The 24182-nt window shown below is 48.6% G+C and carries 27 protein-coding genes and 2 pseudogenes; 9 read left to right on the top strand and 20 right to left on the bottom strand.

The annotated features are described in order from the left end of the window. Positions 1–51: 51 nt before the first annotated feature. The 7 genes from OCV59_RS03555 to OCV59_RS03585 all read right to left on the bottom strand — a co-directional run bounded on the left by OCV59_RS03555 (position 52) and on the right by OCV59_RS03585 (position 6075). The gene (locus OCV59_RS03555) at positions 52–684 is read right to left on the bottom strand and encodes a TetR/AcrR family transcriptional regulator (RefSeq protein ID WP_147593136.1); all 633 of its coding nucleotides are present in this window, start codon (positions 682–684) and stop codon (positions 52–54) included. Positions 685–859: 175 nt separating this feature from the next. Further along, the gene (locus OCV59_RS03560) at positions 860–997 is read right to left on the bottom strand and encodes a hypothetical protein (RefSeq protein WP_394802989.1); all 138 of its coding nucleotides are present in this window, start codon (positions 995–997) and stop codon (positions 860–862) included. 8 nt (positions 998–1005) lie between these two features. Further along, the gene (locus tag OCV59_RS03565) at positions 1006–1896 is read right to left on the bottom strand and encodes an ABC transporter permease (RefSeq protein WP_147593137.1); all 891 of its coding nucleotides are present in this window, start codon (positions 1894–1896) and stop codon (positions 1006–1008) included. Further along, a complete protein-coding gene (locus OCV59_RS03570; protein WP_147593138.1) occupies positions 1893–2807 on the bottom strand; it encodes an ABC transporter ATP-binding protein in 915 nt (304 codons plus the stop codon). Before OCV59_RS03570 ends, OCV59_RS03565 begins: the two co-directional genes overlap by 4 nt. A 92-nt stretch (positions 2808–2899) precedes the next feature. Then, positions 2900–3937, bottom strand: coding sequence for a macro domain-containing protein (locus OCV59_RS03575; protein WP_147593139.1), 1038 nt, complete (start codon positions 3935–3937; stop codon positions 2900–2902). Between the two features lie 300 nt (positions 3938–4237). Beyond that, entirely contained in the window at positions 4238–5383 is a 1146-nt protein-coding gene (gene fucO / locus OCV59_RS03580) for a lactaldehyde reductase (RefSeq protein WP_147593140.1), read from the bottom strand. A 149-nt stretch (positions 5384–5532) separates the two neighbouring features. Continuing rightward, positions 5533–6075 carry a TetR/AcrR family transcriptional regulator C-terminal domain-containing protein gene (locus OCV59_RS03585; RefSeq protein WP_147593141.1) on the bottom strand — a complete coding sequence of 181 codons (543 nt, stop codon included), beginning with the start codon at positions 6073–6075 and terminating at the stop codon, positions 5533–5535. Between the two features lie 539 nt (positions 6076–6614). Between OCV59_RS03585 and OCV59_RS03590 the strand changes: the two genes are divergently transcribed. Next, positions 6615–7778, top strand: coding sequence for a pyridoxal phosphate-dependent aminotransferase (locus OCV59_RS03590; RefSeq protein WP_147593142.1), 1164 nt, complete (start codon positions 6615–6617; stop codon positions 7776–7778). A 37-nt stretch (positions 7779–7815) separates the two neighbouring features. Here OCV59_RS03590 and OCV59_RS03595 read toward each other — a convergent pair whose 3' ends face one another. The 4 genes from OCV59_RS03595 to pdxR form a co-directional block, all read right to left on the bottom strand. Then, complete coding sequence (locus OCV59_RS03595; RefSeq protein ID WP_147593143.1) at positions 7816–8589, bottom strand: 4Fe-4S binding protein; 774 nt, start codon at positions 8587–8589, stop codon at positions 7816–7818. A 41-nt stretch (positions 8590–8630) separates the two neighbouring features. Next, complete coding sequence (locus OCV59_RS03600; protein WP_147593144.1) at positions 8631–8882, bottom strand: BRO family protein; 252 nt, start codon at positions 8880–8882, stop codon at positions 8631–8633. 343 nt (positions 8883–9225) lie between these two features. Beyond that, complete coding sequence (gene mgtE / locus OCV59_RS03605) at positions 9226–10620, bottom strand: magnesium transporter (RefSeq protein WP_147593145.1); 1395 nt, start codon at positions 10618–10620, stop codon at positions 9226–9228. A 1-nt stretch (position 10621) separates the two neighbouring features. Then, positions 10622–12022 (bottom strand): MocR-like pyridoxine biosynthesis transcription factor PdxR, encoded by a 1401-nt coding sequence (gene pdxR / locus OCV59_RS03610; protein ID WP_147593146.1) that lies wholly within the window; start codon positions 12020–12022, stop codon positions 10622–10624. Positions 12023–12129: 107 nt separating this feature from the next. Between pdxR and pdxS the strand changes: the two genes are divergently transcribed. Continuing rightward, positions 12130–13014 (top strand): pyridoxal 5'-phosphate synthase lyase subunit PdxS, encoded by an 885-nt coding sequence (pdxS, locus tag OCV59_RS03615; RefSeq protein ID WP_147593147.1) that lies wholly within the window; start codon positions 12130–12132, stop codon positions 13012–13014. A 2-nt stretch (positions 13015–13016) separates the two neighbouring features. Continuing rightward, complete coding sequence (pdxT, locus tag OCV59_RS03620) at positions 13017–13583, top strand: pyridoxal 5'-phosphate synthase glutaminase subunit PdxT (RefSeq protein ID WP_147593148.1); 567 nt, start codon at positions 13017–13019, stop codon at positions 13581–13583. Positions 13584–13613: 30 nt separating this feature from the next. On the opposite strand, the gene OCV59_RS03625 is transcribed toward pdxT, so the two are convergent. Beyond that, positions 13614–14501, bottom strand: a complete 888-nt coding sequence (locus OCV59_RS03625) for a LysR family transcriptional regulator (RefSeq protein WP_147593149.1) — start codon at positions 14499–14501, stop codon at positions 13614–13616. Between the two features lie 161 nt (positions 14502–14662). On the opposite strand from OCV59_RS03625, the gene OCV59_RS03630 reads away from it, so the two are divergent. After that, positions 14663–15997, top strand: coding sequence for a sodium-dependent transporter (locus OCV59_RS03630; RefSeq protein ID WP_147593150.1), 1335 nt, complete (start codon positions 14663–14665; stop codon positions 15995–15997). Between the two features lie 233 nt (positions 15998–16230). On the opposite strand, the gene OCV59_RS03635 is transcribed toward OCV59_RS03630, so the two are convergent. After that, positions 16231–16893: a Crp/Fnr family transcriptional regulator gene (locus tag OCV59_RS03635; RefSeq protein WP_147593151.1), complete on the bottom strand. Its 663-nt coding sequence runs from the start codon at positions 16891–16893 to the stop codon at positions 16231–16233. Between the two features lie 178 nt (positions 16894–17071). Between OCV59_RS03635 and hcp the strand changes: the two genes are divergently transcribed. From hcp to OCV59_RS03655, 4 genes and pseudogenes are all read left to right on the top strand, one after another. Beyond that, positions 17072–18667 (top strand): hydroxylamine reductase, encoded by a 1596-nt coding sequence (gene hcp / locus OCV59_RS03640; RefSeq protein WP_262584092.1) that lies wholly within the window; start codon positions 17072–17074, stop codon positions 18665–18667. Positions 18668–18721: 54 nt separating this feature from the next. Next, positions 18722–19084: pseudogene (locus OCV59_RS03645) on the top strand (recombinase family protein); the annotation flags it as partial. A 58-nt stretch (positions 19085–19142) separates the two neighbouring features. Continuing rightward, the gene (locus OCV59_RS03650) at positions 19143–19343 is read left to right on the top strand and encodes a transposase (RefSeq protein ID WP_147593152.1); all 201 of its coding nucleotides are present in this window, start codon (positions 19143–19145) and stop codon (positions 19341–19343) included. Between the two features lie 104 nt (positions 19344–19447). Then, entirely contained in the window at positions 19448–19798 is a 351-nt protein-coding gene (locus tag OCV59_RS03655; RefSeq protein ID WP_394802990.1) for a zinc ribbon domain-containing protein, read from the top strand. 102 nt (positions 19799–19900) lie between these two features. On the opposite strand, the pseudogene OCV59_RS03660 reads toward OCV59_RS03655, so the two are convergent. The 7 genes and pseudogenes from OCV59_RS03660 to OCV59_RS03690 all read right to left on the bottom strand — a co-directional run. Beyond that, a pseudogene (locus OCV59_RS03660) lies at positions 19901–20359 on the bottom strand (hypothetical protein); the annotation flags it as partial. A 57-nt stretch (positions 20360–20416) separates the two neighbouring features. Further along, entirely contained in the window at positions 20417–20608 is a 192-nt protein-coding gene (locus OCV59_RS03665; protein WP_147593153.1) for a hypothetical protein, read from the bottom strand. A 66-nt stretch (positions 20609–20674) separates the two neighbouring features. After that, on the bottom strand, positions 20675–21208 hold the full coding sequence (locus OCV59_RS03670; protein ID WP_317239783.1) for a DUF2815 family protein: 534 nt from the start codon (positions 21206–21208) through the stop codon (positions 20675–20677). A gap of 4 nt (positions 21209–21212) precedes the next feature. Continuing rightward, a complete protein-coding gene (locus tag OCV59_RS03675; protein ID WP_147593155.1) occupies positions 21213–22343 on the bottom strand; it encodes a DUF2800 domain-containing protein in 1131 nt (376 codons plus the stop codon). Beyond that, positions 22336–22674, bottom strand: coding sequence for an rRNA biogenesis protein rrp5 (locus tag OCV59_RS03680; RefSeq protein WP_147593156.1), 339 nt, complete (start codon positions 22672–22674; stop codon positions 22336–22338). Before OCV59_RS03680 ends, OCV59_RS03675 begins: the two co-directional genes overlap by 8 nt. Further along, positions 22667–22870 (bottom strand): hypothetical protein, encoded by a 204-nt coding sequence (locus OCV59_RS03685; protein WP_147593157.1) that lies wholly within the window; start codon positions 22868–22870, stop codon positions 22667–22669. Before OCV59_RS03685 ends, OCV59_RS03680 begins: the two co-directional genes overlap by 8 nt. Before the next feature lie 82 nt (positions 22871–22952). Continuing rightward, on the bottom strand, positions 22953–23441 hold the full coding sequence (locus OCV59_RS03690) for an RNA polymerase sigma factor (protein WP_147593158.1): 489 nt from the start codon (positions 23439–23441) through the stop codon (positions 22953–22955). A 523-nt stretch (positions 23442–23964) separates the two neighbouring features. Here OCV59_RS03690 and OCV59_RS03695 point away from each other — a divergent pair. Next, positions 23965–24174 carry a type II toxin-antitoxin system Phd/YefM family antitoxin gene (locus tag OCV59_RS03695; RefSeq protein WP_117553284.1) on the top strand — a complete coding sequence of 70 codons (210 nt, stop codon included), beginning with the start codon at positions 23965–23967 and terminating at the stop codon, positions 24172–24174. The last annotated feature ends 8 nt before the right edge of the window (positions 24175–24182 follow it).

Here is a 24182-nt window from a genome sequence, read left to right on the forward strand (position 1 = left end):
TGTCTGTTATACCGGCTGTGTCTGCTATACCGACTGTCTCGGCTGCACCTGCTATGTTGTCTGCACCCGCAGCGCGCCCTCGATGAACTGGATCAGGCTCTCCGCCATCTCTTCGTCGTCCTCTGACGAGCTGCCGCAGAATATCTTCATGCGCTCCCTGTAGTAGTCGCAGCTGTATGAAAACTGCATCATCATGAGCATGTTGTCGAAAAAGAATGCAAGGATCCCGGGATCCGTGTCATTCCCTATCACACCGTTCTCCTGGGCGCTTTTTATGGCATTTCTGTAAATGTCCGCGGATCGCTTTTCTATCTTTTCCACGATGTCCTCTGCGTATTTCTTGCAGCCGCCCGACATTATCTCATGGTACATCGCATTGTAGTTCGCGTGCAGCTTCGAATTCCTTATCAGCGCGTATACGATCTTCCTTATGTATTCGCTGATGTCAGACGACCCTCCGGCCGCCTCCTCCAGCACCTTGTCCAGCAGCTCCAGACTGTGGTTGACGCAGTGCAGGAAAAAACTGTCCTTGTCGCTGAAATACTTGTATATGACGCCCACGCTCACGCCTGATCGTTTCGCGATCTCGTTCATACCGGCGCCCCTGAGGCCTTTCTCCACGAACACATCGATCCCGCTCTCAAGTATCGCCTCTATCGTTTTTTCATCAAGTTTCTTGTACATTTTGCTGTTCCTTCTTTTTCGTGACGTGAATATTCGTTCACAAGATAATTATATTATATCCCTCTGGCTGCATTTTGCAATACTGCCGCAGAAAAAAGCGTGCGCTTTTGCACGAAAAAACAGACGCCTCACTGCGAGAAACGTCTGTCTCATATATTCCCTGATGCGGTTTATCTTATTTTTTCTTCCAGCGCAGGAGCAGTGCCGAATTTATGATGACCATTATGGATCCGGCATTGTGCACGAGGGCTCCCACTACAGGGTTCAGTATACCCGTGATCGCAAGTATTATCGCTACGAAGTTGAGTGCCATGGAAAAGCTCAGTGTTTCTTAAGCAGGTTCATCACGATATATATTCCGATCAGGACTGCCGTCGAGCCAGCCAGGATCATATACATCGTGCCTGTTTCCACTTTACTGTCAAAAAAGTAAAGGTTGCAGTCCACGGAATCCTTTATCGCCTCTATGACCTCTGACGGGAATCCCGTGTCTGCCATTTCCTGATAAACGCCTGCAAGCGCATGGTTCCTCAGCAGACTCGTGCCATATGTACCCGGCAGGAACGAGATCACATGCTGCAGAGTTTCCCCGAACTGCGATATCGGCATGTATGCGCCGCATATGAAGCCGTACCCTGCGCTCACTATCGTCCCCACCGCCGACATCTGCCCCTGCGATGACAGGAAAAAGTTTATTATCGAAGACAATGCCGTGCCGAACAGCACAAGCAGGATCACATCGAGCACGAACAGCGCCGTATCCGCCGCGGACAGGTACCACCCGGCCTTTGCAAGATATATGAATCCCGCCCCGGTCGCTATCAGACATATGAGCATAGTCGAAAGCACCGTCGCGATATAATAGCTGACTGCCAGCGTCGAGCGCTTTACCGGTGTGACAGTGATGTCCCGGAGCGCGCCCGTGACTTTGTCCTGCACCATCAGCATGTTCGAGCAGAATGCCACCGTGATACAGCACACCGCCAGCAGTGATGAGATCAACTGCCCTCCCACAGTCGCGTCTATCAGCGACGAATCCAGCTCGAATCCCTGCGGCACGGCTGATGCAAAGCTGTCGCGGTATACCTTCGCCAGAAATGTCGCATAGAGCACAAGCAGGATCACGGGAGTTATCAGCGACGTGAAAAACATCCCTTTATCTTTAAAAAACAGCTTGCTGTTTCTTCTTGTCAGATTGCCCAGTCCAGTCATTTTTCATCATCTCCCGTAAGCGTCTTCCCTGTTGCAGCAAGGAAGACATCGTCCATTTTACCTTTTGTTATCTCATAATCTCTGAAAATCTCCGGATGGCGCAATATCAGTTCTGTCGCTTCCGCAGTGCTGCCGACTTCTATTCTAAATGCTCCCGGCAGCTTTTCAAAGCTGCGGCCCAGCAGCTGCGCTTCCGCTTCACTCGCCCCGTACAGTGTGATGAAATCGCCGGTGTACCGGTTCTTGAGCTGCAGCGGCGTCCCCTCTGCCACGATCCTGCCAGAATCGAGTATCACCACATGATCGGCGTCTGCCGCTTCTTCCATGTAATGCGTCGTAAGGAAAACCGTCATGCTTTCTTTACGTCGGAGTTCCTTGACAACGTCCCACAGCAGTTTCCTGGTCTGAGGATCGAGTCCTGTCGTAGGCTCGTCCAGTATCAGTATCTGCGGTCTGTGCAGCAGCGCTCTCGCGATATCTATCCTGCGGCGCTGCCCTCCCGACAGCCTGCCGACGATGCGCCTGTCCATATCTTCAAAATCAAGAAGCGCCGCCAGCTCGTCATAACGGTTCCTGAACGCGTTTCCGTTTATACCGTAAAGCGCCGCGCGGCTCCTCAGATTGTCTCTGACTGAAAGCGCCTGGTCGAGCACCGAGTTCTGGAACACCACTCCTATATTCCTCGTGATCTCGCCCATGCCGTGCTCTGTATTCTCTCCGCAGACTTTCACCGTGCCGCCGTCCTTCGCAAGGTGACCGCACATTATCGATATCGTAGTCGACTTGCCAGCGCCGTTGACGCCCAGAAAAGCGAACAGCTCGCCCTTTTCCACGGAAAACGACAGGTCATCCACCGCTTTCAGATCGCCGAAAGACTTGTTCAGATTATTTATTTCTATGATCTTTTCCATTGAGATATCCCTTTCATGGCCTGCCGCATGCAGTGCCGGCCGGCTCGCTCATGTCCGCCCGCAAAGCTGCAGCGTGCTTCCTTTTCACGGCATCAGCTCTTTATCAGGTTGAGATAGAATTTGTATTCATTGTCTGTAAAGCTGCACAGGTACACGTTCATCACTACGTCAGGATGCTCTTCGAACCACTCTACCACTGCTATCAGTGCTGTCGGCGCCGCCTTGTATATCGGAAAGCGCTGCGCTCCTGCTGATATGCATGGGAATGCCACGCTGTCGCAGCCGTTTTCGGCAGCGATGTCGAGTGCCCTGCGGTAGCATGACGCCAGCAGTTCTGTGTCACTTTCATCATCTTCATCGCCCTGATAGAACGGTCCCACTGCATGTATTATGTGATCTGCATTTTTGAAATCGTGTGCGCCGGTAATCTTCGCATCTCCCGGCATACATCCGCCCAGAGTCCTGCACTCGTTGAAAAGTCCTTCACCGGCAGCTTCATGTATCGCACCGTTGAGACCGCCTCCGCACAGGAACGCCTCGTCGACTTCTCCGTCGCTGAGCAGGATCTCATCGACTGCCGCTCCCCCGAGCAGCGTCTTATGCGCTGAATTCACGACAGCTGACACTTTGAGATCCATCACGCTGCCTCTGACGAACGCGACGTGCGACTTTGCTTTATAACCTCTTATCATCTCGCGTATATTGCGGTCTACCAGTATCTTTTCGGAGTACGGGTTTATCACATATCCCGCGCAGTCAGGCCACTGGTCCAGCTGATCCATCAGCTCTGCGAACTGCTGGTTTATCGCTGAAGTTTCATCTCCAAGCTGCATCTGTTCCTCGCTCGTGTAAAGCGGTATCAGGTAATGTCCTTCTTCATCTATCGGTATATGCTTGAAGCTTATCGGCATCTCCTCGTCTATGGAAAACGCAGTGCCTTCGCTGAGGTCGCCGGCATTCGCGAGCTGCTGCAGCAGTTCCTTCGGTATCTCTATCGGCACCAGCAGCTGCATCCCTTTCCTGCTGCCTTCGCTGAGCATGTTGAAGACCGGTTCCGTCGGCGCCCCGTCACCGCAGTAATACCAGTTGTATAACGCACGTTCAAGCGCCTTTGCGTATCTGTCACTCATTGTAAATTCTCCTTTGTGATTTTCATGTGTCCATTATATATTATTTTGATATCAAAGGCAATTTGAGTGCCGGTAAAACCTACAACTGCGGTAAAAGCCGCAGCGCTGAGGAAACCGCAGCAGAAGAGAAAGTCCATGTCTCCGGCGAAAACAGCGGCGTGAAACTTTACATCAAAAACTAAAGACTGCCGTATCGAACGAATATGACATCGCTGACACGACAGCCTTTCTAATATCTATACTGCATTATGCACAGCTGACATATCTGCAGTCAGTACTCATAAATGCATATGACTCATATTACATCAGCTTGCGGAACAGGGTCTTGAAATCTTCGATCCCTGCATCCTTTGGATTTCCCGGTGCGCATGCATCTGCCTGTGCCGATTCTGCCAGGAACTCGAGATCTTCTTCTTTGAGAGCTTCCAGCTTAGTCGGTATGCCTACATCTTCGGAAAGCTTGCGCACTGCATCTACTGCCGCTTTGCGATATTCCTCCACCGACATGTCATCCACGCCTTTTACACCCATTGCTCTGGCGATCTCTCTGTATTTTTCACCGGTCTGGTCCGCATTGTACTCCATGACTATCGGTAAAGTCATCGCGCATGCAACTCCGTGAGGCGTGTCATATACTGCTCCGAGCGTGTGTGCCATCGAGTGAGCTATTCCAAGACCCACATTCGAGAATCCCATACCTGCTATGTACTGTCCGAGAGCCATTCCTTCACGGCCTTCCTTTTCATTTGCAACAGCGCCTCTGAGCGATCTTGAAATGATCTCGATGGCCTTCAGATGGAACATATCAGTCATCTCCCACGCAGCTTTCGTAGTATATCCCTCTATCGCATGTGTCAGAGCGTCCATTCCCGTCGAAGCAGTCAGGCCCTTAGGCATGGACGACATCATATCAGGATCCACCACTGCCACTACCGGCATGTCATGGGGATCTACACATACGAATTTTCTCTTCTTCTCAACGTCTGTTATTACATAGTTTATCGTCACTTCTGCTGCCGTGCCTGCAGTCGTAGGCACAGCGATTATAGGAACACATGGCTTCTTTGTAGGTGCGACGCCTTCAAGACTTCTCACATCCTCGAATTCCGGATTGTTTATTATGATACCGATAGCCTTGCACGTATCCATCGCCGAGCCGCCGCCTATAGCGATCATGCAGTCGGCATCTGCATCCCTGAATGCTTTCACACCATCCTGTACATTTTCGATAGTCGGATTTGCCTTGATATCCGAAAAGATCTCATACGGTATCCCCGCTGCATCCAGCACATCTGTGACTTTCGCTGTAGTGCCGTATTTCAGCAGGTGCGGTCCTGTGCATACAAGCGCTTTCCTGAAGCCTCTTGCTTTTACTTCTGTTGCGATTTCATTTACTGCGCCTGCTCCATGATATGAAGTTTCATTTAACATAATTCTGTTAGCCATGATGATCCTCCTTCAGAAAAATCTGTATTCTTTTTATGTCTATATTTTAACAATATCCCGCTGTTTAAAAAAGTGACAAATCTTTACGACTGTCACTTTTAAGGATATTTATTTTGAAAATCACTGCACGGAAACACCGCACATCATGGTCACTGAACCAGACCCTGCACCCTGAAAACTTCGGCGAGCACTGCAGGCATTGCCTCGACGAGACATTTTGCCATTTCTTCCGGGGTATACTCGATTTCTCCCGACACCCACCGCGTAGTCATATACACCGATCCGCGGCAGTACATTTCAAGGATAAAATTCAGCTCGCTGCTCAACGGCTCCTTCGTCCTGCTCTCTATCATATTCGTGTAAAACGCATGTATCTCTCTGTAGTCATGATCTCTGAGACTGTTCTGATCATCATATCTGAAGGCCGCATCAAAGAAAAGCCGTTCATGTTCTATGAAGCGGAATTTCCTGACAAGGCTTTCGTATACAGTCTCTCCTGTTCCCATATGCTTGAAAGATTCGCTCAGGATCTTGTCAAAGTACCAGTTGATCAAATCATATTTATCAAGGAAGTGCCTGTAAAACGTCTGTCTGGTCGTCCCGCATTCCTCGACGATCTCTTTCACTGTGACCTTTTCTACAGGCATACGCTCCATGCACTTCTTCATTGCCGCCGCGAGCCTGTATTTCATTTTTTCCTGCCGGCGATCCGGCTTTTTCTCAGCACTGTCAACACATGTGTCTTCTGCAGTGAGATTTTTTTCAATTCTGTCATTTACCATATCTGGATTTTAACATCACCCCTGTATGGAGTCAATCACTAGCCGGTTTTATGACACAGGGGTGATGTTTTTCTCATTTCAGCCATAATTGATGTCATAACTGTGGTGTATAGCGGAAATCTGGAAATATATGAGAGTATGAAATCGCATTGAGCGGTTCTTAAGAGATTTCAGACATCTTCCCGGCCTGCGTTCAGCCATAAACAGCATTCTTTACAATAAATACGGCTGAAATTTTCCATAAATATACAGATGATGATCATGTCCTTTTCTTTTCATTTGATATTTCTGGAATATTTCAGCCATACACGAGACCTCAAAGTGGGATCATGGCTGAAATCAGTGCGACAAAGCTGCAAAGCTGAAAAAACAATGCGGCGTATCGAACGTTCAAAACCGTTTGAAAATATGCTATACTTGTCCGGTAGAAAAGATGCAGGAGGGGTATCATGCCTAGATTATCATCAAGAACAGAAACTTTTACAGAATCGGTAATACGTCACATGACAAGAGTCGCGAACGAACATGGCGCAATAAATCTTTCACAGGGATTTCCTGATTTCGATCCTCCGAAAGAACTGACAGAACGCCTTTCACAGGTCGCACTGGATGGGCCGCATCAGTATGCGCTCACATGGGGTGCGCAGAATTTTCGCGAGGCGATCGCCGAAAAGCATGAGCATTTCTCGGGGATGAAGATCGATCCGGACTCTGAGATCGTTGCCACATGCGGCAGTACGGAAGCGATGATGGCTGCGATGATGTCCGTATGCGACCCCGGTGACAAAGTAGTAGTATTCTCGCCGTTTTACGAAAACTACGGAGCTGACGCTATATTGAGCGGAGCGGAACCGATATTCGTTCCTTTGAAACCGCCTGCATTCACATTCGACGCCAACGAGCTTGAATCTGCTCTCAGTCAGCCCGGCGTAAAAGCGCTCATACTCTGCAACCCGTCGAATCCATGCGGCAAGGTCTTCTCTCGCGAAGAGCTGTCGATCATCGCCGGACTTGCGATAAAATACGATCTGTTCGTGATCACTGACGAGGTCTACGAACATATAATCTACAAACCGTACGAGCATGTTTATATATCTGCGCTACCGGGGATGCGCGAGCGAACGATCATCTGCAATTCGCTTTCCAAGACATATTCCATAACGGGCTGGCGTCTTGGCTACGTCATGGCGTCTCCCGATGTGATCGATCGTGTGAAAAAAGTCCACGATTTTCTGACAGTAGGCGCTGCTGCGCCGCTCATGGAATCTGCCGTGACTTGCCTGAGATTTGACGATCGCTACTATGAATGGCTGCAGAACAAATACACTCACATGAAAAATCTGTTCACTGACGGTCTCCGTGATCTGGGACTCACTTTCACTGAACCTCAGGGAGCATACTATGTTCTTGTCGACATATCTGAATTCGGATACGAAGACGACACGGAATTCTGCCTCGACCTGATCCGTAAAGTCGGAGTGGCTGCAGTGCCCGGATCGAGCTTCTTCCGCGAAAACATAAATCATCTGATACGCTTTCATTTTGCAAAACAGGATGAGACGCTGAACAATGTACTTGAAAGACTTGCCGGCATACGAATGCTGAAAAAATAGGTGAAATTTTCGCCAAAAAATACAGAGGCTGCAGAGCCTATATGAAGAACTCTGCAGCTTTTCTGTTTTCACACACCGGTTTCATTTTCTCGATAAGCCCGTATACAAATTCGTCAGGCAAATGTCGGCACCCGTTCTTGCAGATTGAAATGCACCTCATACAGTTGACGCATATTTCCATGTCAGTCTGGAAATCATCTGCTGAAATCGCATTTACAGGACATTCCGCCGCGCACAATCCGCAGCCTGCGCACCTGCTTTTTTCAAACAGAACGGGGGCTTTTAGCACGTGATACTCCTTATATGGATGATTCCCCGGCAACTCCGGCGAGTTGAAATCACCAGAGTAAACCTTTGTGCGAATACGCTCGGAAAAAGCTCTGATCTCCGCACGATCCGCTTCATCCGGCCTGCCTGCTCCGTAGACATGCATGATGTTGTGTTCAGCTACAACTGCTGCAGCGCCGATCACCCTGAACCCGCATCCGTCACACACATCTGCCAGCTCCAGCAGAGAATCCTCAAATGCGCGATTTCCATAGCTCACACATATGATCGCAGGAACGTCATGCGCCCGGATCTTCTTCATGCGTTCCACAGCCGTCTGCGGAACACGTCCGCCATAGCATGGCACTGAAACAACTGCGATACAGTCAGCAGACAGCGTAACGGTCTCAACTGCGGTATCACAGAGGTCGATTTCTTTAATCTCGCTGCACTGTTTATCACCACTCAGTACCTCAGCTATCTGATATGAAATTTTTCTGCTCTGCCCCGTTGGGCTGAATGTTATGCTGTAAATATTGTGCATAAAACCTCCTTTTCTGATTTTCACTTAATAGATCATAATCTTCAATTTCTCTCTTCACCATTGCCAATTACTATCATTTTGCCAACATCGGCAAAATGTTCTTCAACAAGATTATTGCTGTTTTTACAAGCTTCTTGTGCCTTAAGAATAACCTCTTTGAATCGCCTCCACTGTGAATATTCCAAGATGCTTTGCAATTCTCTGGCATACCAAAATTCCTGTCCGAATTCATTCACATGTTTTATGTTTTCAAATATAGCTTCGCTGTATTTTTCAATTTGATTAGTGGTCAAATCAATCACCCCTCTTCGTACTAAATTATATCATAAACACCATCGAACATTCGTTCTTCAGTCAATTCTCATTAGGTAATCGTCCATCTTTATTACGGGCAGTTTTTAATATCCTTTTCGCAAGGTCTCAAGTTACTTGTCATCGGAGAGCTTTTCTATCATTTCTGTAACAACAGACCCCATTAGCATAGATTCCGCATTCTCTGATGATATGACAGGTTTTCCCGTTTTCTCTTCTATCTCTTTTCTCGCATTTCCTGCGGCACGCCGTACTCCTCGACAGCCCCCTTGATCTTATCCTGCTCTTCATCTGTGCACAGCACATATAAAGCTGCGCAGGACTTTACACGATATGCATGATCTGTATCAGCAGCAGCCAGGCGAGACCGTAATATGTCACTACCGCAACCAGATCGTTCACAGTAGTGATCAGCGGGCCCGACGCTACCGCCGGATCGACTTTGATCTTATGGAAAAACAGCGGCACCAGAGTACCTACCAGACTCGAGATCACCATGGCGACCAGCAGAGACACACCGACACATCCCGCTATCAGGAACGCATGTCCTGCACCATAGCCTTTGAACAGATCTATATAGATCCCCAGAAATGCCACAGTCATGATGCCGAGCAGCAGACCGTTGCCGAAACCGACCCTGATCTCTTTCCATATCAGCCCGAGCTTTTCTCTTCTGCCCAGCTTTTCATCCATAAGCACTCTGATAGTTACTGCCAGCGACTGCGTGCCTACATTTCCGGCCATATCCAGTATCAGTGACTGGAAGCATATCACGACCGGAAGCACTGCGACTACACCCTCGAAAGCTCCGACCACCGAGGACACGACCATACCGAGAAAGAGCAGCACGACCAGCCACGGAAGCCTTTTCTTCATGCTTTCTTTCATCGTCTCTTTGAGATCCTCTTCCGCTGTCAGACCTGCAAGCTTTGCATAATCCTCTCCCATTTCATCGTCCACAGCTTCGATGATATCCTGAGCCGTCAGGATACCGATCAGCTTTTTCTGCTCATCCACCACCGGCAGCGAATCCTCCGCATAGTCCTTGATGAGCTCGATGCAGTCAGAGATCTTCTTCCCGGCAGACAGATACGGGTACGAAAAGCTTATGAGTGCATCCAGATCATCACCTGCTCTCGCTATTATCAGATCTTTCAGGTCGACAGCGCCGACAAAAATGCCGTTTTCATCAACGACATATATAGTAGAGATGTTGTCATGCTCGCCCGCCTGCTTCACCAGTTCGTGCATGGCCCGGCGGATATCCAGATTTTCGGATATGCATATATAGTTAGTCGTCATCAGACTGCCGATCTGATCTTCGGCATACGAATGTATCAGGCGTATGTCCGCCTTGATATCCTCCCTCAGGACAGGCGCCAGCTGCGCCTTTACATCATCATCTATATGCTCCAGAAGGTCTACCGCATCATCGGAATCCATCTCATTGATGACGGCCGCCAGCCTCTCGATGCCAAGCTCCTCCGCATAGCTCTCCGGATCATCCATATATGATATGATCTCCGCGATCCACTCTGCTCCCATGAGCTCGTACAGGCTGTCGCGTTCCTCTGCTGTCAGCAGCATCATACTCTGCGCTATATCATTCGCATGGTAGCTTCGCAGCTGCTCTTTTATCGCTTCACCGCTGCTGCCGCTTCTGATGATATCTACGATCTCTTCTATGAAGATCGGTTCCTTCAACACTTTCTTTTCCATTTCAAACCTCCGTTTCCTCCCTGAAAACTCTCAGTGCCCCTTCGATCCTGTCAGCATCTATGTTCGAATAGTTGAATATGAACTGATGCTCAATGCCGTCTTTTCCGAGCATCTCGTAATCGCTCACCGCAGAAATCTTCAGCCCTCTTTTCTTCAGACGTTCCTTGATGACGCCATCAGGAAGCCCTGTATTTATCTCAAATATAAAGTGCAGTCCCGAGTCGTTCTCGATTATCCTGTACATGCCGGCCGTGAATGTGTTCTTTATGATCTCCAGCACGCGTGCCCTTTTACGCCCGTAAAAAAGCCTCATCCTGTTGATGTGTTTCTCAAAATGCCCCTGCTTCATGAACTGCGCCAGGATGTACTGCTCAAAATTCGAGACCGTGCATGCATAAAACGACAGTGTCTCGTAGAACCGGTTCGCCAGATGCACCGGAAGCACCATGTAGCTTATTCGGATCGTCGGTGCCAGAGACTTTGAAAAAGTATTCATATAGATCACCTTCTCGCACCCGTCTATCGAAAACAACGTGGGGATCGGCCTCCCTCCGACTCTGAATTCACTGTCGTAATCGTCTTCTATGATATATCTGCCCTCGCTCTCGTTCGCCCATGACAGCAACTCGTATCTCCTGCTCGCCGGCATCGTGATCCCGGTCGGAAAATGGTGATTCGGGGATATATGCGCTACATCTGCTTCCGAAGCCCTGAGCCCCTGGACCGTCACTCCGCATCCATCGATCCACGCAAAACGGCAGGTAATGTCGTGTTTTCCATAAATATGCACGAGCTTGTTGTAGCCCGGATTTTCTATCGCGTATATGCGATCTTTTCCCAGCAGCTGGATGAGCACACCGTACAGATACTCGGTACCTGCCCCGATGACGATCTGATCCGGATCCACCAGCATGCCGCGAAAAGACTGCAGATGCTCTGCGATAGCTTCTCTGAGAAGCTTTACTCCTCCGGCCGGAGCGATCTGCATCAGCTCCCTCTCACGGTTCGCAATGACATCTCTTGACACCCTTGCCCACACGGAAAGCGGAAAGTTCGCCGGATTCATGCCATTGTCGGACAGGTCATATATGTAATCACCATCGTTCTCCGGTATGCGTATATCATATGATACATCCGCCTTCGCCGATACCGCCGCCATCCCCTCTATATCTGCCACATAGTAGCCTGTCTTGGGGATGGTATACACATACCCCTCGCTTATCAGCTGGTCATATGCATTCTGTATCGTAATGGTACTGATCCCGTTATTGCGTGCGAACGACCGCTTCGACGGAAGCTTCTCGCCCGGCGCCAGGACTCCTGAAATTATGTCCTTTTTTATACATCTGTAAACGTAATTGTAGAGTGGTCCCTCTACATTTTCAAAATCATATGTAAGCACGATCTTCCCCTGTCTCTGGCATGTTTTTTAATCTCTATTTGAGTGTTTTTTTATAACCAGATCCATTATATGATTTCATTACGCAAAACACAAGGAGGTATTAAGAAATGGATAAAACTCAGAAAACTCAGTACGAATTGAATAAAGGACTCGCACAGATGCTCAAAGGCGGAGTGATCATGGATGTCACTACTCCGGAGCAGGCAAAGATCGCAGAAGCAGCCGGTGCATGCGCTGTAATGGCACTCGAGCGTATCCCTGCGGATATCCGCGCCGCCGGCGGTGTATCCAGGATGAGCGATCCGAAAATGATAAAAGGTATACAGGAGGCAGTCAGCATCCCTGTAATGGCAAAATGCCGTATCGGACACTTCGTAGAGGCTCAGATACTCGAGGCCATCGAGATAGACTACATAGATGAATCCGAAGTGCTCTCTCCGGCCGATGACGTATATCATATCGACAAGACTCAGTTCAAAGTCCCGTTCGTCTGCGGTGCGAGAGATCTCGGCGAAGCGCTGAGAAGGATCAGTGAGGGCGCTGCGATGATAAGAACAAAAGGCGAACCTGGTACCGGTGATGTCGTTCAGGCTGTCCGCCACATCAGGAAAATGAATGCACAGATCAGAAGGATCACTTCTATGAGAAATGACGAGCTGTTTGAAGAAGCAAAGCAGCTGCAGGTCCCTTACGAGCTGGTACAGTATGTACACGACAACGGCAAGCTCCCGGTAGTTAATTTCGCTGCAGGCGGTGTCGCAACTCCTGCGGATGCGGCGCTCATGATGCAGCTCGGCGCAGAGGGTGTATTCGTAGGCTCCGGCATATTCAAGTCCGGCGATCCTGCAAAGCGCGCGGCAGCGATCGTCCAGGCTGTTACGAATTATCAGGACTCAAAGCTCATCGCTTCACTCTCCGAAGACCTGGGAGAAGCGATGGTCGGTATCAATGCCGATGAGATCCAGCTCATCATGGAAGAAAGAGGTAAATAGTCATGCAGATAGGCGTTCTCGCCGTTCAGGGCGCTTTTATAGAACATATACATATGCTGGAAAAGCTCGGCGTATCGTGCGTCGAACTGAGACAGCGATCCGATCTGTCCGGCATCGACGGACTGGTGCTGCCCGGTGGTGAAAGCACAGTGCAGGGCAAGCTGCTGAAAGAGCTTGATATGTTCGGACCGCTTCAGGAAATGATAAAATACGGTCTTCCCACTCTTGCGACATGTGCGGGACTCATACTTCTCGCCGGGCAGCTGGAAAACGATGACACTCGTCACCTGGCCACGCTTCCCGTCACAGTCAGGAGAAATGCGTACGGCAGACAGCTAGGAAGCTTCACCACTGTCGCAAATGCAGGCGATATCAAAGATTTTCCAATGGTATTCATCCGCGCGCCGTTCATCACCTCAGCAGGCGACAACGTGGACATCCTTTCCAGAGTCGACGGCAATATCGTCGCAGTCGAATACAAAAACCAGATCGGTCTGTCTTTCCATCCGGAAATGTCAGACGACACGAGGATCCACGAGTATTTCATAAAAAAGATCCGGGAAAAATAATAACATATAGTTAAGGAAAGTAATGCAGGGCTACCTCTGCATTACTTTTTTATAAAAATCTATAAATGCTTCCATCGCCGGAGATCTCCACTTGTTCCTGTGGATCAGAAGCTGTGTCCACACTTTTACGTAACAGTCATCGACATCCAGCGTTTTCAGGCTGCCGGAATCAACATGATCCTGAAAGATGAAATCGGGAAGGAAAGAAATGAGTCTGCTGTTCTGAACGATATCGCATATCTGAAGCGGGTTTCCGATCTCGAGGACCGGTCGTATCTCTATCGACTGAGCCGCAAGCTCCTGATTGAGCAGCTTGCAGTAGCTCATGTCGCTCTCAGTGAGAACGAATTCTTCTGAACGCAGCGTGTTCAGCAGTATGTTCTCCTGACGCAGTATCGGATGGTCTGCAGCTGTGATAAAATGCACGGACTCCTCACGTTCCGCACAGATGATGTATTCGGAATTGTATATATGGCTGTCCAGCGTGAAAACAAGATCGACTTCGTTTTTCTGCAGCATATCGAACATATTCCCCGGCACATTCTCCGAAACTATCAGGCATACATCAGGAAACTGCTCCCTGAACCGCAGAAAGTCATCCACGAAATATCTGCTGCACACAGAGCTGGACATGGCGAGCCGTATCGTCCCTTCGATCCTCTCCGGCTGCTTTATCTCTTCTATCATCTTTTTCTGTGATTCCAGGATATTTCTGGCATACTTCAATGCTGTAACTCCATCCTCGGTAAGCACTATCTTATGATAAAAACGGTCGAACAGTACGGTATCAAGTTCTCTCTCCAGCTGCCTTATCTGGGAAGAAACCGTCGACTGTGTGTAACCCAGCTTTTTGGCCGCTGCGGAAAAGCCGGAGTACTCGCATACCGAAATAAACGTTTTCAGCACATTCGTATCCATTGTTCCATCTCCTTTCTACAATATATGAACGATTTTTTCGTTAGTATATCACGAAATCATCAATTTTACAAATCGTGTGATTTCCATTATTCTGGTAATGTACTTATACGTTTTGAAAATGTTTCTAATACAGGAAACATTTTGGAGGAGGATTATTTATAATGAAACGTGAACAACTGGGAAGCCGTATGGGCTTCATTATGTTATCTGCAGGCTGTGCGATAGGCTGCGGAAATGTATGGAAATTCCCGTGGATGTGCGGACAGAACGGCGGCGGCAGCTTCATGCTCGTCTATCTTCTGTGCCTTATCATCCTTGGCATACCTGCACTGACAATGGAATTTTCTATCGGAAGAGCTGCTCAGACAAGCCCGCTATACATGTACCGCAAGCTGGAAAAGCCGGGACAGAAATGGGACATTTTCGGCTGGTTCTGCCTTGTCGGCAACATCGCTCTCATGGCGTTCTACACCGTGGTATGCGGATGGCTCATATACTATTTCTATAAATTCGTGATCGGACAGAATCAGTCTCTCGGGTTTGTATCCATGATATCAGATCCGACGGTCAACGTGACTTTTCTTTTTGTCACCGTCGCAGTAGCATTCGTGATCCTTTCATTTCACCTGCAGGGCGGCCTGGAGCGTATCACAAAGATCATGATGACTTCACTGCTGATCCTGATGATCATACTGGCAGTACACAGTCTCATTTTAGACGGAGCAGGAAAGGGCATGCTCTTCTACCTGAAGCCGGATTTTTCTAAAATCAACGGCTCTGTGGTGGTCGGCGCGATGAACCAGGCGTTCTTCACGCTTTCTGTAGGTATGGGCGGTATGGCTATCTTTGGAAGCTATATAGGAAAGGAACGTTCTCTGATGGGAGAAGCGCTCAATGTTATCGCACTGGACACTCTCGTTGCTGTACTGGCAGGGATCATCATCTTCCCTGCATGCTTTACTTACGATCTTGAAGTCACAGCAGGGCCAAGTCTCCTGTTCGATACGATGGCTACTGTATTCAACAATATGGCAGGCGGACGTCTGTGGGGCACACTGTTCTTCCTGTTCATGATATTCGCTGCAATGTCTACAGTACTCGGCGTCTGCGAGAATATACTTGCTATGATCCGTGAACTCACAGGATGGTCACGTCCAAAGGGGAGCCTGATCTGCGGTATCGGCGTCTTCCTGCTTGCACTGACGACGGCTCTCGGATTCAACCTGATCCACTTCCAGCCGTTTTCAGAAGGCACGACATGGCTGGATTTCTGGGACTTCGTAGTATCCACCAACATTCTCCCTCTCGGTACGCTTGTTCTCGCACTGTTCTGCTGCAGCAAGTTCGGATGGGGATGGGACGGTTTCATCAAAGAAGCAAATGCCGGTACAGGCCTGAAAGTCAAGTCATGGCAGAAGCCGGTCTTCAAATATGTCGTTCCTATCCTGATCGCTGTGATCTATATCTACGGCATCGTAACATTCAACTGGAGATAATATTCCGGGATCTGCATCGATCATAACAAACTTTAAAAGCTTGCGCTTTTCCAAAGGCTGCAGATAAGATACTGCTGGGCCGGCGTCTCAAGACGCCGGCTTTTCTGCAAATCCGGTACTTCGCTGGATGATGGATAACATCTATATCCGTACAGCCCCTGCTGATGAAACCGGACGTGAAGATTTTACGAATCAATTCTCCGGCATATGAAAGAAATATTTTTATACTGACGTCACACTTTCAAGATGAAGTGGCTTTTGTAAAAATCCAGCAGTCCGTCTTTTTTCATTTTTCCGAGTTCCAGTGACAAGCCGCTGCGCTCTACCCCAAGGTAATCTGCAAGCTGCTGCCTTGAAAAAGGAATGTCAAATTCATATTTCCCGATCCGCTGCGCTTCGGCGGAAAAATACGACATGAGTTTTGCACGCGTAGTGCGTTGTCCCACATGTATGAGCTTTTCACTGAAACGCAGGTTTTTCTCGGCAAGCTCTCCGAGCAGGTTGCGGATGATCCGGCTGTGGTGCGCACAGACGGACGAACACACATTCAGTATGCGCTTTACATTCAAAAACATAACCGTAACAGGTGTTTCGGCTACCACGCTCACATTCAGCACCGAACCGGGCGCACAGGCATAGGCGGCGGCAAAGCTCTGCCCCGGCCCCGCCTTTAAAAGGATATTGCGGTTGCCCCAGATATCCTCCTGTATGATCAGAACACTACCCGACAGCACAAGACCTATCGACTCTGCCGTGTCACCGACACGCAGCAAAAACGCATCTTTCGGGAAGCTCTCTTTTTTCGTATCAAGACAGGAAAGCATGATCGCAAGTTCATTTTCGGAAATGCCCGAAAAAAGCTGAGATGATCGTATAACATGTAAAAAATCTTTCATAAAAATCCTCTTTCGTTGAAAATTCAACCGAATCGTTGAATTTATCATACTATAATCAAAACAGCAAATCAAGAAGACACTGTTATACACAGAGCGGGAAATCTATTCTGCGACAGATCGTGAGCATTTGCATGAACGTAAAGCGCTTGATCAAAATCAAAGAAAGCGAGGATTTAAAATGGATAATAAAATGTTTTGTTTTCAGTGTGAACAAACGGCAGGATGCACCGGCTGTACAGGACGAGCGGGTGTTTGCGGCAAAACGTCTGATGTTGCGAAGCTGCAGGACCAGCTTACGGGAGCACTGGTCGGGCTGGCGCATGCGCTTGATAACGCCCCGGAAGTGAATGAAGGCACATGGCAGCTGATAATCGAGGGGTTGTTTACAACTGTCACAAATGTAAGCTTTAACGAAAAAACACTGTGCGGGCTTATCGAAAGGGTACATGAGGAAAAGGCAAGCCTTCTGCCCGGCTGTGCTGTATGTTCCTCCACATGCGGACGGACCGATGATTATGATATGGAAAAGGTCTGGAATGCACAGGAGGATATTCGCAGTCTCAAGTCACTCATCCTCTTCGGCATACGCGGTATGGCAGCTTATGCACATCATGCCATGGTACTGGGATATACCGATGAAGAAGTAAACCGCTTCTTTGCAAAAGCACTCTTTGCCATAGGTGAAGACTGGGGCATGGACGAGCTGCTGCCGATCGTTATGGAGGTCGGCGAGAAAAACCTCAAATGTATGGCTCTCCTTGACAAGGCAAATACCGAAAGCTACGGTACGCCTGCGCCTGTTACCGTTCCTCTGACCGTGGAAAAAGGACCATTCATCGTTATTTCAGGTCATGACCTGCATGATCTGAAGCTGCTTTTGGAGCAGACCAATGGCAAGGGTGTCAATATCTACACACACAGCGAGATGCTCCCTGCACATGGCTATCCTGAACTGAAGAAATATCCGCATCTCAAGGGTAACTTCGGCACCGCCTGGCAAAATCAGCAAAAAGAATTTACAGAACTTCCTGCACCGATCCTGTTCACCACCAACTGTCTTATGCCGCCTAAGGCAAGCTACGCAGACCGCGTGTTCACCACGGCACTGGTATCCTATCCCGAAATGACTCATATCGGCGAGGACAAGGATTTCACTCCGGTCATCGAGAAGGCTTTGGAGCTGGGCGGTTATTCCGAGGACAAAGCGTTTACAGGCATCAATGGCGGCAGCACGGTCATGACCGGCTTCGCACATGGTACGATACTTGGTGCGGCAGACAAGATCATCGAGGCAGTGAAGGCTGGAATGATCAGGCACTTCTTCCTGGTTGCCGGATGCGACGGGGCACGTCCCGGTCGCAACTACTACACGGAATTTGTTAAGCAGACGCCTTCCGACACAGTAGTACTGACCCTAGCCTGCGGCAAATACCGCTTCAATGACCTTGATCTCGGCGAGATCGGCGGGCTGCCTCGTCTGATGGATATAGGCCAGTGCAACGATGCTTACAGTGCTATTCAAATAGCCGCTGCACTTGCCGATGCATTCGGCTGCGGAGTGAACGACCTGCCGCTTTCCATGGTGCTTTCCTGGTATGAGCAGAAAGCTGTATGTATACTGCTGACACTGCTTCACCTTGGCATCAGGGATATCCGCCTCGGTCCTACACTGCCGGCGTTTATTTCACCTGATGTGCTGAACTATCTCGTGGAGAATTTCAGCATCGCTCCGATAACAACGCCTGAAGAAGACTTGAAGCAGCTTCTGAAATAGCAGTGCTTTACGAGTCATATAAAAACGGCTGCACCGCGCCGGAGCAGATCAAAGGATGCTAAGGGCGAAGTTCTTATCACTATCATGGCATCTCTGGCCCAGCAGGAATCACAATCCTTAAGTCAGAATGTAAAGCTTGGTCTCCAGTTCCGCTACCAGAATGGTCAGGTACAGGTAAACCACAACCGCTTCCTTGGCTACACCAAAGATGAAGAAGGCAATCTCGTCATTGACCCAGAACAGGCTGAAGTTGTAAAGAGAATATACCGAGAGTACCTTGAAGGCTACAGCATGGACAAGATTGCTGCAGGACTTGAAGCGGATGGTATTCTTACCGGCGCCGGAAAACCTCGATGGCATACCAGCACCATCAACAAGATTCTTCGCAACGAGAAATACATCGGCGATGATATGCTCCCCTTAAAGTAGACAGATAAAATAAAAAAACAGTAAGCTTTAAGGAGGGGGATTTTCGATGACGAGGAAATCAAAATACAGTAAAACAGAAAAAATCAAATTAGTAGAGGAATTCCTTGATGGATCACGCAGTATGAACTCTTTTGCAAAAGCAAAGGGCGTAAATCGTTCGACACTGGGAAACTGGATAATGAATTATCAAAGCATGGGTCCTTCAGGACTGCCCTGCTCCAGAAAACCTACACAACAGACTTTCTGAACAAAACCAGAGTCAAGAGCAACGGTCTCGTCCCTCAGTACTATGTAGAAGGTAACCACGAAGCTATTATCCCGAAAGACATTTACTTACAGGTTCAAGAAGAGTTGGTTCGCAGGCGAGTAGTCAAAACCAGTGCCAACGGCAAGAAACGAAGCTACAGCTGCAACCACTGCTTCTCACAAATTGTCATCTGCGGTGAATGCGGCGAAATGTTCCGAAGGCTCCACTGGAACAATCGTGGAGTTAAATCTATCGTCTGGCGCTGCATCAACAGGCTGGAATCCACTGGACTGGAATGCCACGCCAGAACCATCAACGAGCTGGTCCTTCAGGATTCTGTCGTCAAGGCAATCAACCAGATGCTTGGAGACAAAAGTAGCTATCAGGCACAGCTACAGCTCAACATTGCCTCGGTCATCCGAGCTTCGCAGGCAACTTCCGTTGAGAACATATGAATGTCAACTAGAAAGTGAGCCACGCGCTCGTTTGATTTTGAGCCACATGTGTTCATTTGAAAGTGAGCCACTTAAGCACCGTTCTTCGAGTGATCCAGGTTGTGGAAGATTTCTGGTTCTGCCGCCATTGGTCTTGGTAGGGGCGCAGGGAACACAGAAGTATTTGATGAGATTTTTTCCCTCGGTCAGTTTCTGCTTCTCCAGTCCCAAAACTGCCCCCACCCCTTCCAGGGACAATGGCAGACCGAGTGTCGCCGACCACACCATCGTGCAGTGCCAGCTGTCAGGAGAAAGCCAGGTATCAAGATAATTCGACAGGCATACACGCTCAAACTGTGCGTTGAATGCCCACTTGATAACCGATTCGTCCGACAAGGCATCCACAATCTCCGTAGGAATCTTCTCTCCGCAGGCAAGGTCTATGACCTGGACTGCTCCGCCATCCACACTGTAACCGAACAGAAGGATATCGAAGTCAGGACTCTCGGCATATTTATAAACTCCAGCTTTCTGCAGATTCACACTGGAGTAGGTTTCAATATCAATGCTTAAATGCTGCATAGCTGCTCCTTTCTACGACAAAAGCGGCGGAAGAATATCCTCCGCCGCCCGTCATGTTTACTCCGTCATATCATCCTTCTGTACAGCCTTTTTCTCTTTGTGTTTTGTAATAAAAGCTCTTGCCTTCTTGACCACAAAGCTGAAAATTTCGCACACTGCCCATACGATACCATTGATGGCAAGACCGTAGATCAGGCAGAAAAGGACTATCACATCGACTTGTTTCATAAATTCATATACTTCGTTCATTACGTTCACCTCGTTATTCAATGTGGGCAGACGGTGGCAGCACCACCGCCCGCCGGGTTTATATGTTTAGGAAAGGAAATCGTCATCAGCCACAGTGCTGAAATCGTCAGTTGCAGAGCTTCTGCCGCCAAGGCTTTCACCGTCACGGATCTTCTGGATGTTGCCCAAGCCGCATGCCACGCCCTTGTTGCCGTTACTGTTGAACGCATAGAAGTTCAGAGACACACGAGCATAACAGCCGGAGTATACTTCGTTGCGGTCAAGGATAGGCTTCACATACTTGTCCACAATCTGAGGCGGAGTCGTGCTGTTGGCATTGATGAAGGAGTGACCCTTATAGGCCTCATCATCACGCTCGGTATCTCCGTCACGCAAAGGAAGCTTGATTGCGGCCTTGTTAGGCTTCTTGCCGCCGAACTTGGCAACCCCCTCTTCGATTGCGGCATCGATAGCCTTCACCGTTTCAGTGTCAGACTTAGGGATAAGTACGGAAACGGAGTATCTCTCAGGTCCGTTGTTGATGCTGGTAGGCTCCCAGCCATGGAAATAAGAGAGATGAGTGTTTACACCTGTGATAACTTTTGTCTTAGAAATAGCCATGATATTAATCCTCCTGTTTAAATTCGTTATTGGCGTTTGTTACGTTCATTGCCGGACGCTTGTCCGTTACCGGAACTAAGGTCGGCTTACCCTGTGGTTTCACAATGAGGTCACCCAGGATCTGGTCAAATTGTTTCTTGCCCATCAGCTTCTGCATCTCCGTCATAGTGATAAGGCTCTGACGATAGATATCGGTATAGCCGTGGTCTTTGGCTGCCTGTGCGACCAGTTCTTCATCCTTGTACTTGCGGACGGATCTACCTTCGACAACCTTGAATCCGTTCCACTCCTTGCCGTGGTTGACTGCTGCATCGGTGGCATAAGCCAGGATACCGTCTGCCCACTTAGTAAGGTCAGGAAGGATGGTCAGCACTTCTTCAATTTCAGCATCCGTAAGAAGCGGCGGCATTTTGAACTCCTGCTGTGCAAGACGAAGTTTTTCTTCAGCCCTTGCTCTGCATCGGACTGCTGCCTTACAGAACTGACACCATTCGCCGGGGTGATATTCACCCTCGCCGTTTAATGCCATCTGTGCCTTCGGCTTCAGTTCGTTTTCTGCCCATGCTTTTAGTTCATCTACCGGGATAGTCCAACTCTGAACATTCTCCCTGCGAGGCTGAAAGATGTGCATCGTGACTCCCTTGATGTCATACAGGCTGTCAAAGAGGTTCAGCGCACCGATGGAATAACACATCAGCTGCGTATTCTGCTCGGCATTCACCAAAACTCCCAGCCCGTACTTAAAATCAATAATCTGCATGGTATCGTCCGATACGATGATGCAGTCTGCAGTGCCATAGCCATCCGGGACATATTCCGAAAAGTCTACTTTCTGCTCAATCAACACCATCGAATCTTTACAGGTCTGCTTTGCGACTTCAAGCTGCTCCAACACATAATCCACATAACTATCGGTGTACTCCTGCATCTCGTCACTATCGTAATCGGAGACAGGTCTTTTGCTTCTTCTGCGGAGTGCTTTCTTTAACTTGTGTTCGCAAAAGGCGTGGGCTGCGGTTCCTTCTTCGGCGGCTGAACTGCTGCCACCCGGAAACTCGGATTCGAGCATCGCACTTGGTGTACAGTTCAGCCAGCGGTGTGAACCGGAAGGAGAAAGGAAAGCGTGTTTACTCATTTCCAAGCACCTCCGCTTCTGCGAGAAGTGCCTTATACTGTTCCGGGTCAATATCTGACAGTCTGGTGCCACCGTATTTTCTGATGAGTTCTCTCACCTCGGCAGTCATACCCGCCTGACTCTTCTGACCCAGAACGGCACGGACATCTTCCAGGGTTACTTCCTTCTCAGCGGGGAGTTCCTTTACTTCCTGTGCATCAATGACCTTGGCATCGGCTTCTACTACAGTTGCATCTTTGTAGGTATCTGCGATTGCCTCGAACACATCAGCCAGAGAGCGGATGATTCTCACCGCATCAAGAAATAAATTGTACTTCTGATTGTTAGTCACGGTCCTTACCTCCTTCCTTAAGTTCTCGGATCCCGACAGTCTGCACCGAGTCGCCAGGGGACAGGACAAGGACATTGACCTGCTGCCCAAAGAGGAAGTCGAGCAGACGCTTTCGAATCTGCACCGTACCGCTTCTTACTACCGGGGTCGGTGTACCGCCGGGGTTTGCAACGTTGATACATACTTTGTGTTTCATTGCATTGGCTCCTTTCCGAGGGTCTTTTGTTGTATCCCTCTGTCCATATGCGAAAGAAGCGGGGGAATCGAACCCTCATCTCTTAGATTTTTTTCGCAAGGTTTGCGAAAATCTTTTTCAGGCGGTTACGGATAGCCGCCTCAGATACACCTTCTTCCGCTGCAATATCCACGTTGGACATGTTGCGGTAGAATTTCTTGTAAACGGTGTTCTTCTGAAGGTCGGTCAAAGTTGTGAGTGCTACCTTGAGCTTGTCCACCTTCTCCGAATGCTCCTGCTCATTGATAGAGGCAAGCATCTGCTCCAGTGGGTCTGCAGCTGTGTCGCATAAGTAAGGGTTGCGGTCATCCGCATCTTCACCTTCGCCATTGGAGTAAGCCTGATAATGAACCGGGCAGTGATACTCCTCACGGCGGTCAGCATCGACCTGTTCATCATCCATCGCATGAAGCTGTGCGATGATGGTAGTGTTTTCTCCGTCTTCTCCCGGAGTGATGACACACTTGCTGCCGTCATTGAAGTAATAGATGTAATTTGTACGGTTTTCTTCCGCTGTTTTGAATTTCCTCATTTGAAATCCCTGCCTTTCTTTTTCGCCCGAAAGGCTGGCGGCAGGGATACAAAAAGAGCCGACGAGGCGATGTACGCCGACTCTGATACCGAAAATGGGCATAACAAAGCACGGTGGGTACATCTTTGGTCAGTCCACGGCTATACCGTGAACAAACTCTTGATGTATCCGCCGCCTTAAGGTCGACCACTTCGGGCATTGGAATAATTGTTATTTATCGTGGCTATTGCCTTCCGACACTTTAATTTTATCTGTAAGACTCGGAAAACCCGAATCTCGGCGAGTTACAAGTAAAACACGCAAAAAATCCCTGTCTACCATACATTTCCATGTTTTACGAAATGCAGAAGACAGGGATTTAGGGACTTGTAGGTGTCAAATCGTAACTCGTCAAGTTACGAAAATTTTTGCAATTCTATAGATAATCTAAATTATACATATAAATGTTTACACAAATGTCATTGTAAATGTAATTACTTTATGCCATACTATAAAATAGTGATAAGTGTAAGGAGGGCAAACAATGTCTGAAACAAAGAAAAGCATTACTCCAATGGAGCATTACAATATGTCAGATTTCCTTCGTGGTCAGTCTTCACGAATTATTACCACCATATCAGAAGAGGACAAAGCAGGATTTGTCCTGAAAAACGGTAAGCCTATGGCGGTTATTATTTCAAACGAAAGATATAAACGACTGCTACAGGCTGGTATCGATATTAATGAATATTAATCCGGAGG

Source organism: Brotomerdimonas butyrica (assembly GCF_025567305.1).
In the GTDB taxonomy this organism is placed as follows: Bacteria; Bacillota; Clostridia; order Peptostreptococcales; family Anaerovoracaceae; genus Lentihominibacter; species Lentihominibacter butyricus.

Excerpts from the sequence above, each read along its gene's own strand:
- OCV59_RS03555 (WP_147593136.1), bottom strand. The coding sequence starts at position 684 with ATGTACAAGAAACTTGATGAAAAAACGATAGAGGCGATACTTGAGAGC.
- OCV59_RS03560 (WP_394802989.1), bottom strand. The coding sequence starts at position 997 with ATGGCACTCAACTTCGTAGCGATAATACTTGCGATCACGGGTATACTG.
- OCV59_RS03565 (WP_147593137.1), bottom strand. The coding sequence starts at position 1,896 with ATGACTGGACTGGGCAATCTGACAAGAAGAAACAGCAAGCTGTTTTTT.
- OCV59_RS03570 (WP_147593138.1), bottom strand. The coding sequence starts at position 2,807 with ATGGAAAAGATCATAGAAATAAATAATCTGAACAAGTCTTTCGGCGAT.
- OCV59_RS03575 (WP_147593139.1), bottom strand. The coding sequence starts at position 3,937 with ATGAGTGACAGATACGCAAAGGCGCTTGAACGTGCGTTATACAACTGG.
- fucO (WP_147593140.1), bottom strand. The coding sequence starts at position 5,383 with ATGGCTAACAGAATTATGTTAAATGAAACTTCATATCATGGAGCAGGC.
- OCV59_RS03585 (WP_147593141.1), bottom strand. The coding sequence starts at position 6,075 with ATGAAATACAGGCTCGCGGCGGCAATGAAGAAGTGCATGGAGCGTATG.
- OCV59_RS03590 (WP_147593142.1), top strand. The coding sequence starts at position 6,615 with ATGCCTAGATTATCATCAAGAACAGAAACTTTTACAGAATCGGTAATA.
- OCV59_RS03595 (WP_147593143.1), bottom strand. The coding sequence starts at position 8,589 with ATGCACAATATTTACAGCATAACATTCAGCCCAACGGGGCAGAGCAGA.
- mgtE (WP_147593145.1), bottom strand. The coding sequence starts at position 10,620 with ATGGAAAAGAAAGTGTTGAAGGAACCGATCTTCATAGAAGAGATCGTA.
- pdxS (WP_147593147.1), top strand. The coding sequence starts at position 12,130 with ATGGATAAAACTCAGAAAACTCAGTACGAATTGAATAAAGGACTCGCA.
- pdxT (WP_147593148.1), top strand. The coding sequence starts at position 13,017 with ATGCAGATAGGCGTTCTCGCCGTTCAGGGCGCTTTTATAGAACATATA.
- OCV59_RS03625 (WP_147593149.1), bottom strand. The coding sequence starts at position 14,501 with ATGGATACGAATGTGCTGAAAACGTTTATTTCGGTATGCGAGTACTCC.
- OCV59_RS03630 (WP_147593150.1), top strand. The coding sequence starts at position 14,663 with ATGAAACGTGAACAACTGGGAAGCCGTATGGGCTTCATTATGTTATCT.
- OCV59_RS03635 (WP_147593151.1), bottom strand. The coding sequence starts at position 16,893 with ATGAAAGATTTTTTACATGTTATACGATCATCTCAGCTTTTTTCGGGC.
- hcp (WP_262584092.1), top strand. The coding sequence starts at position 17,072 with ATGGATAATAAAATGTTTTGTTTTCAGTGTGAACAAACGGCAGGATGC.
- OCV59_RS03650 (WP_147593152.1), top strand. The coding sequence starts at position 19,143 with ATGACGAGGAAATCAAAATACAGTAAAACAGAAAAAATCAAATTAGTA.
- OCV59_RS03665 (WP_147593153.1), bottom strand. The coding sequence starts at position 20,608 with ATGAACGAAGTATATGAATTTATGAAACAAGTCGATGTGATAGTCCTT.
- OCV59_RS03670 (WP_317239783.1), bottom strand. The coding sequence starts at position 21,208 with ATGGCTATTTCTAAGACAAAAGTTATCACAGGTGTAAACACTCATCTC.
- OCV59_RS03675 (WP_147593155.1), bottom strand. The coding sequence starts at position 22,343 with ATGAGTAAACACGCTTTCCTTTCTCCTTCCGGTTCACACCGCTGGCTG.
- OCV59_RS03685 (WP_147593157.1), bottom strand. The coding sequence starts at position 22,870 with ATGAAACACAAAGTATGTATCAACGTTGCAAACCCCGGCGGTACACCG.
- OCV59_RS03690 (WP_147593158.1), bottom strand. The coding sequence starts at position 23,441 with ATGAGGAAATTCAAAACAGCGGAAGAAAACCGTACAAATTACATCTAT.
- OCV59_RS03695 (WP_117553284.1), top strand. The coding sequence starts at position 23,965 with ATGTCTGAAACAAAGAAAAGCATTACTCCAATGGAGCATTACAATATG.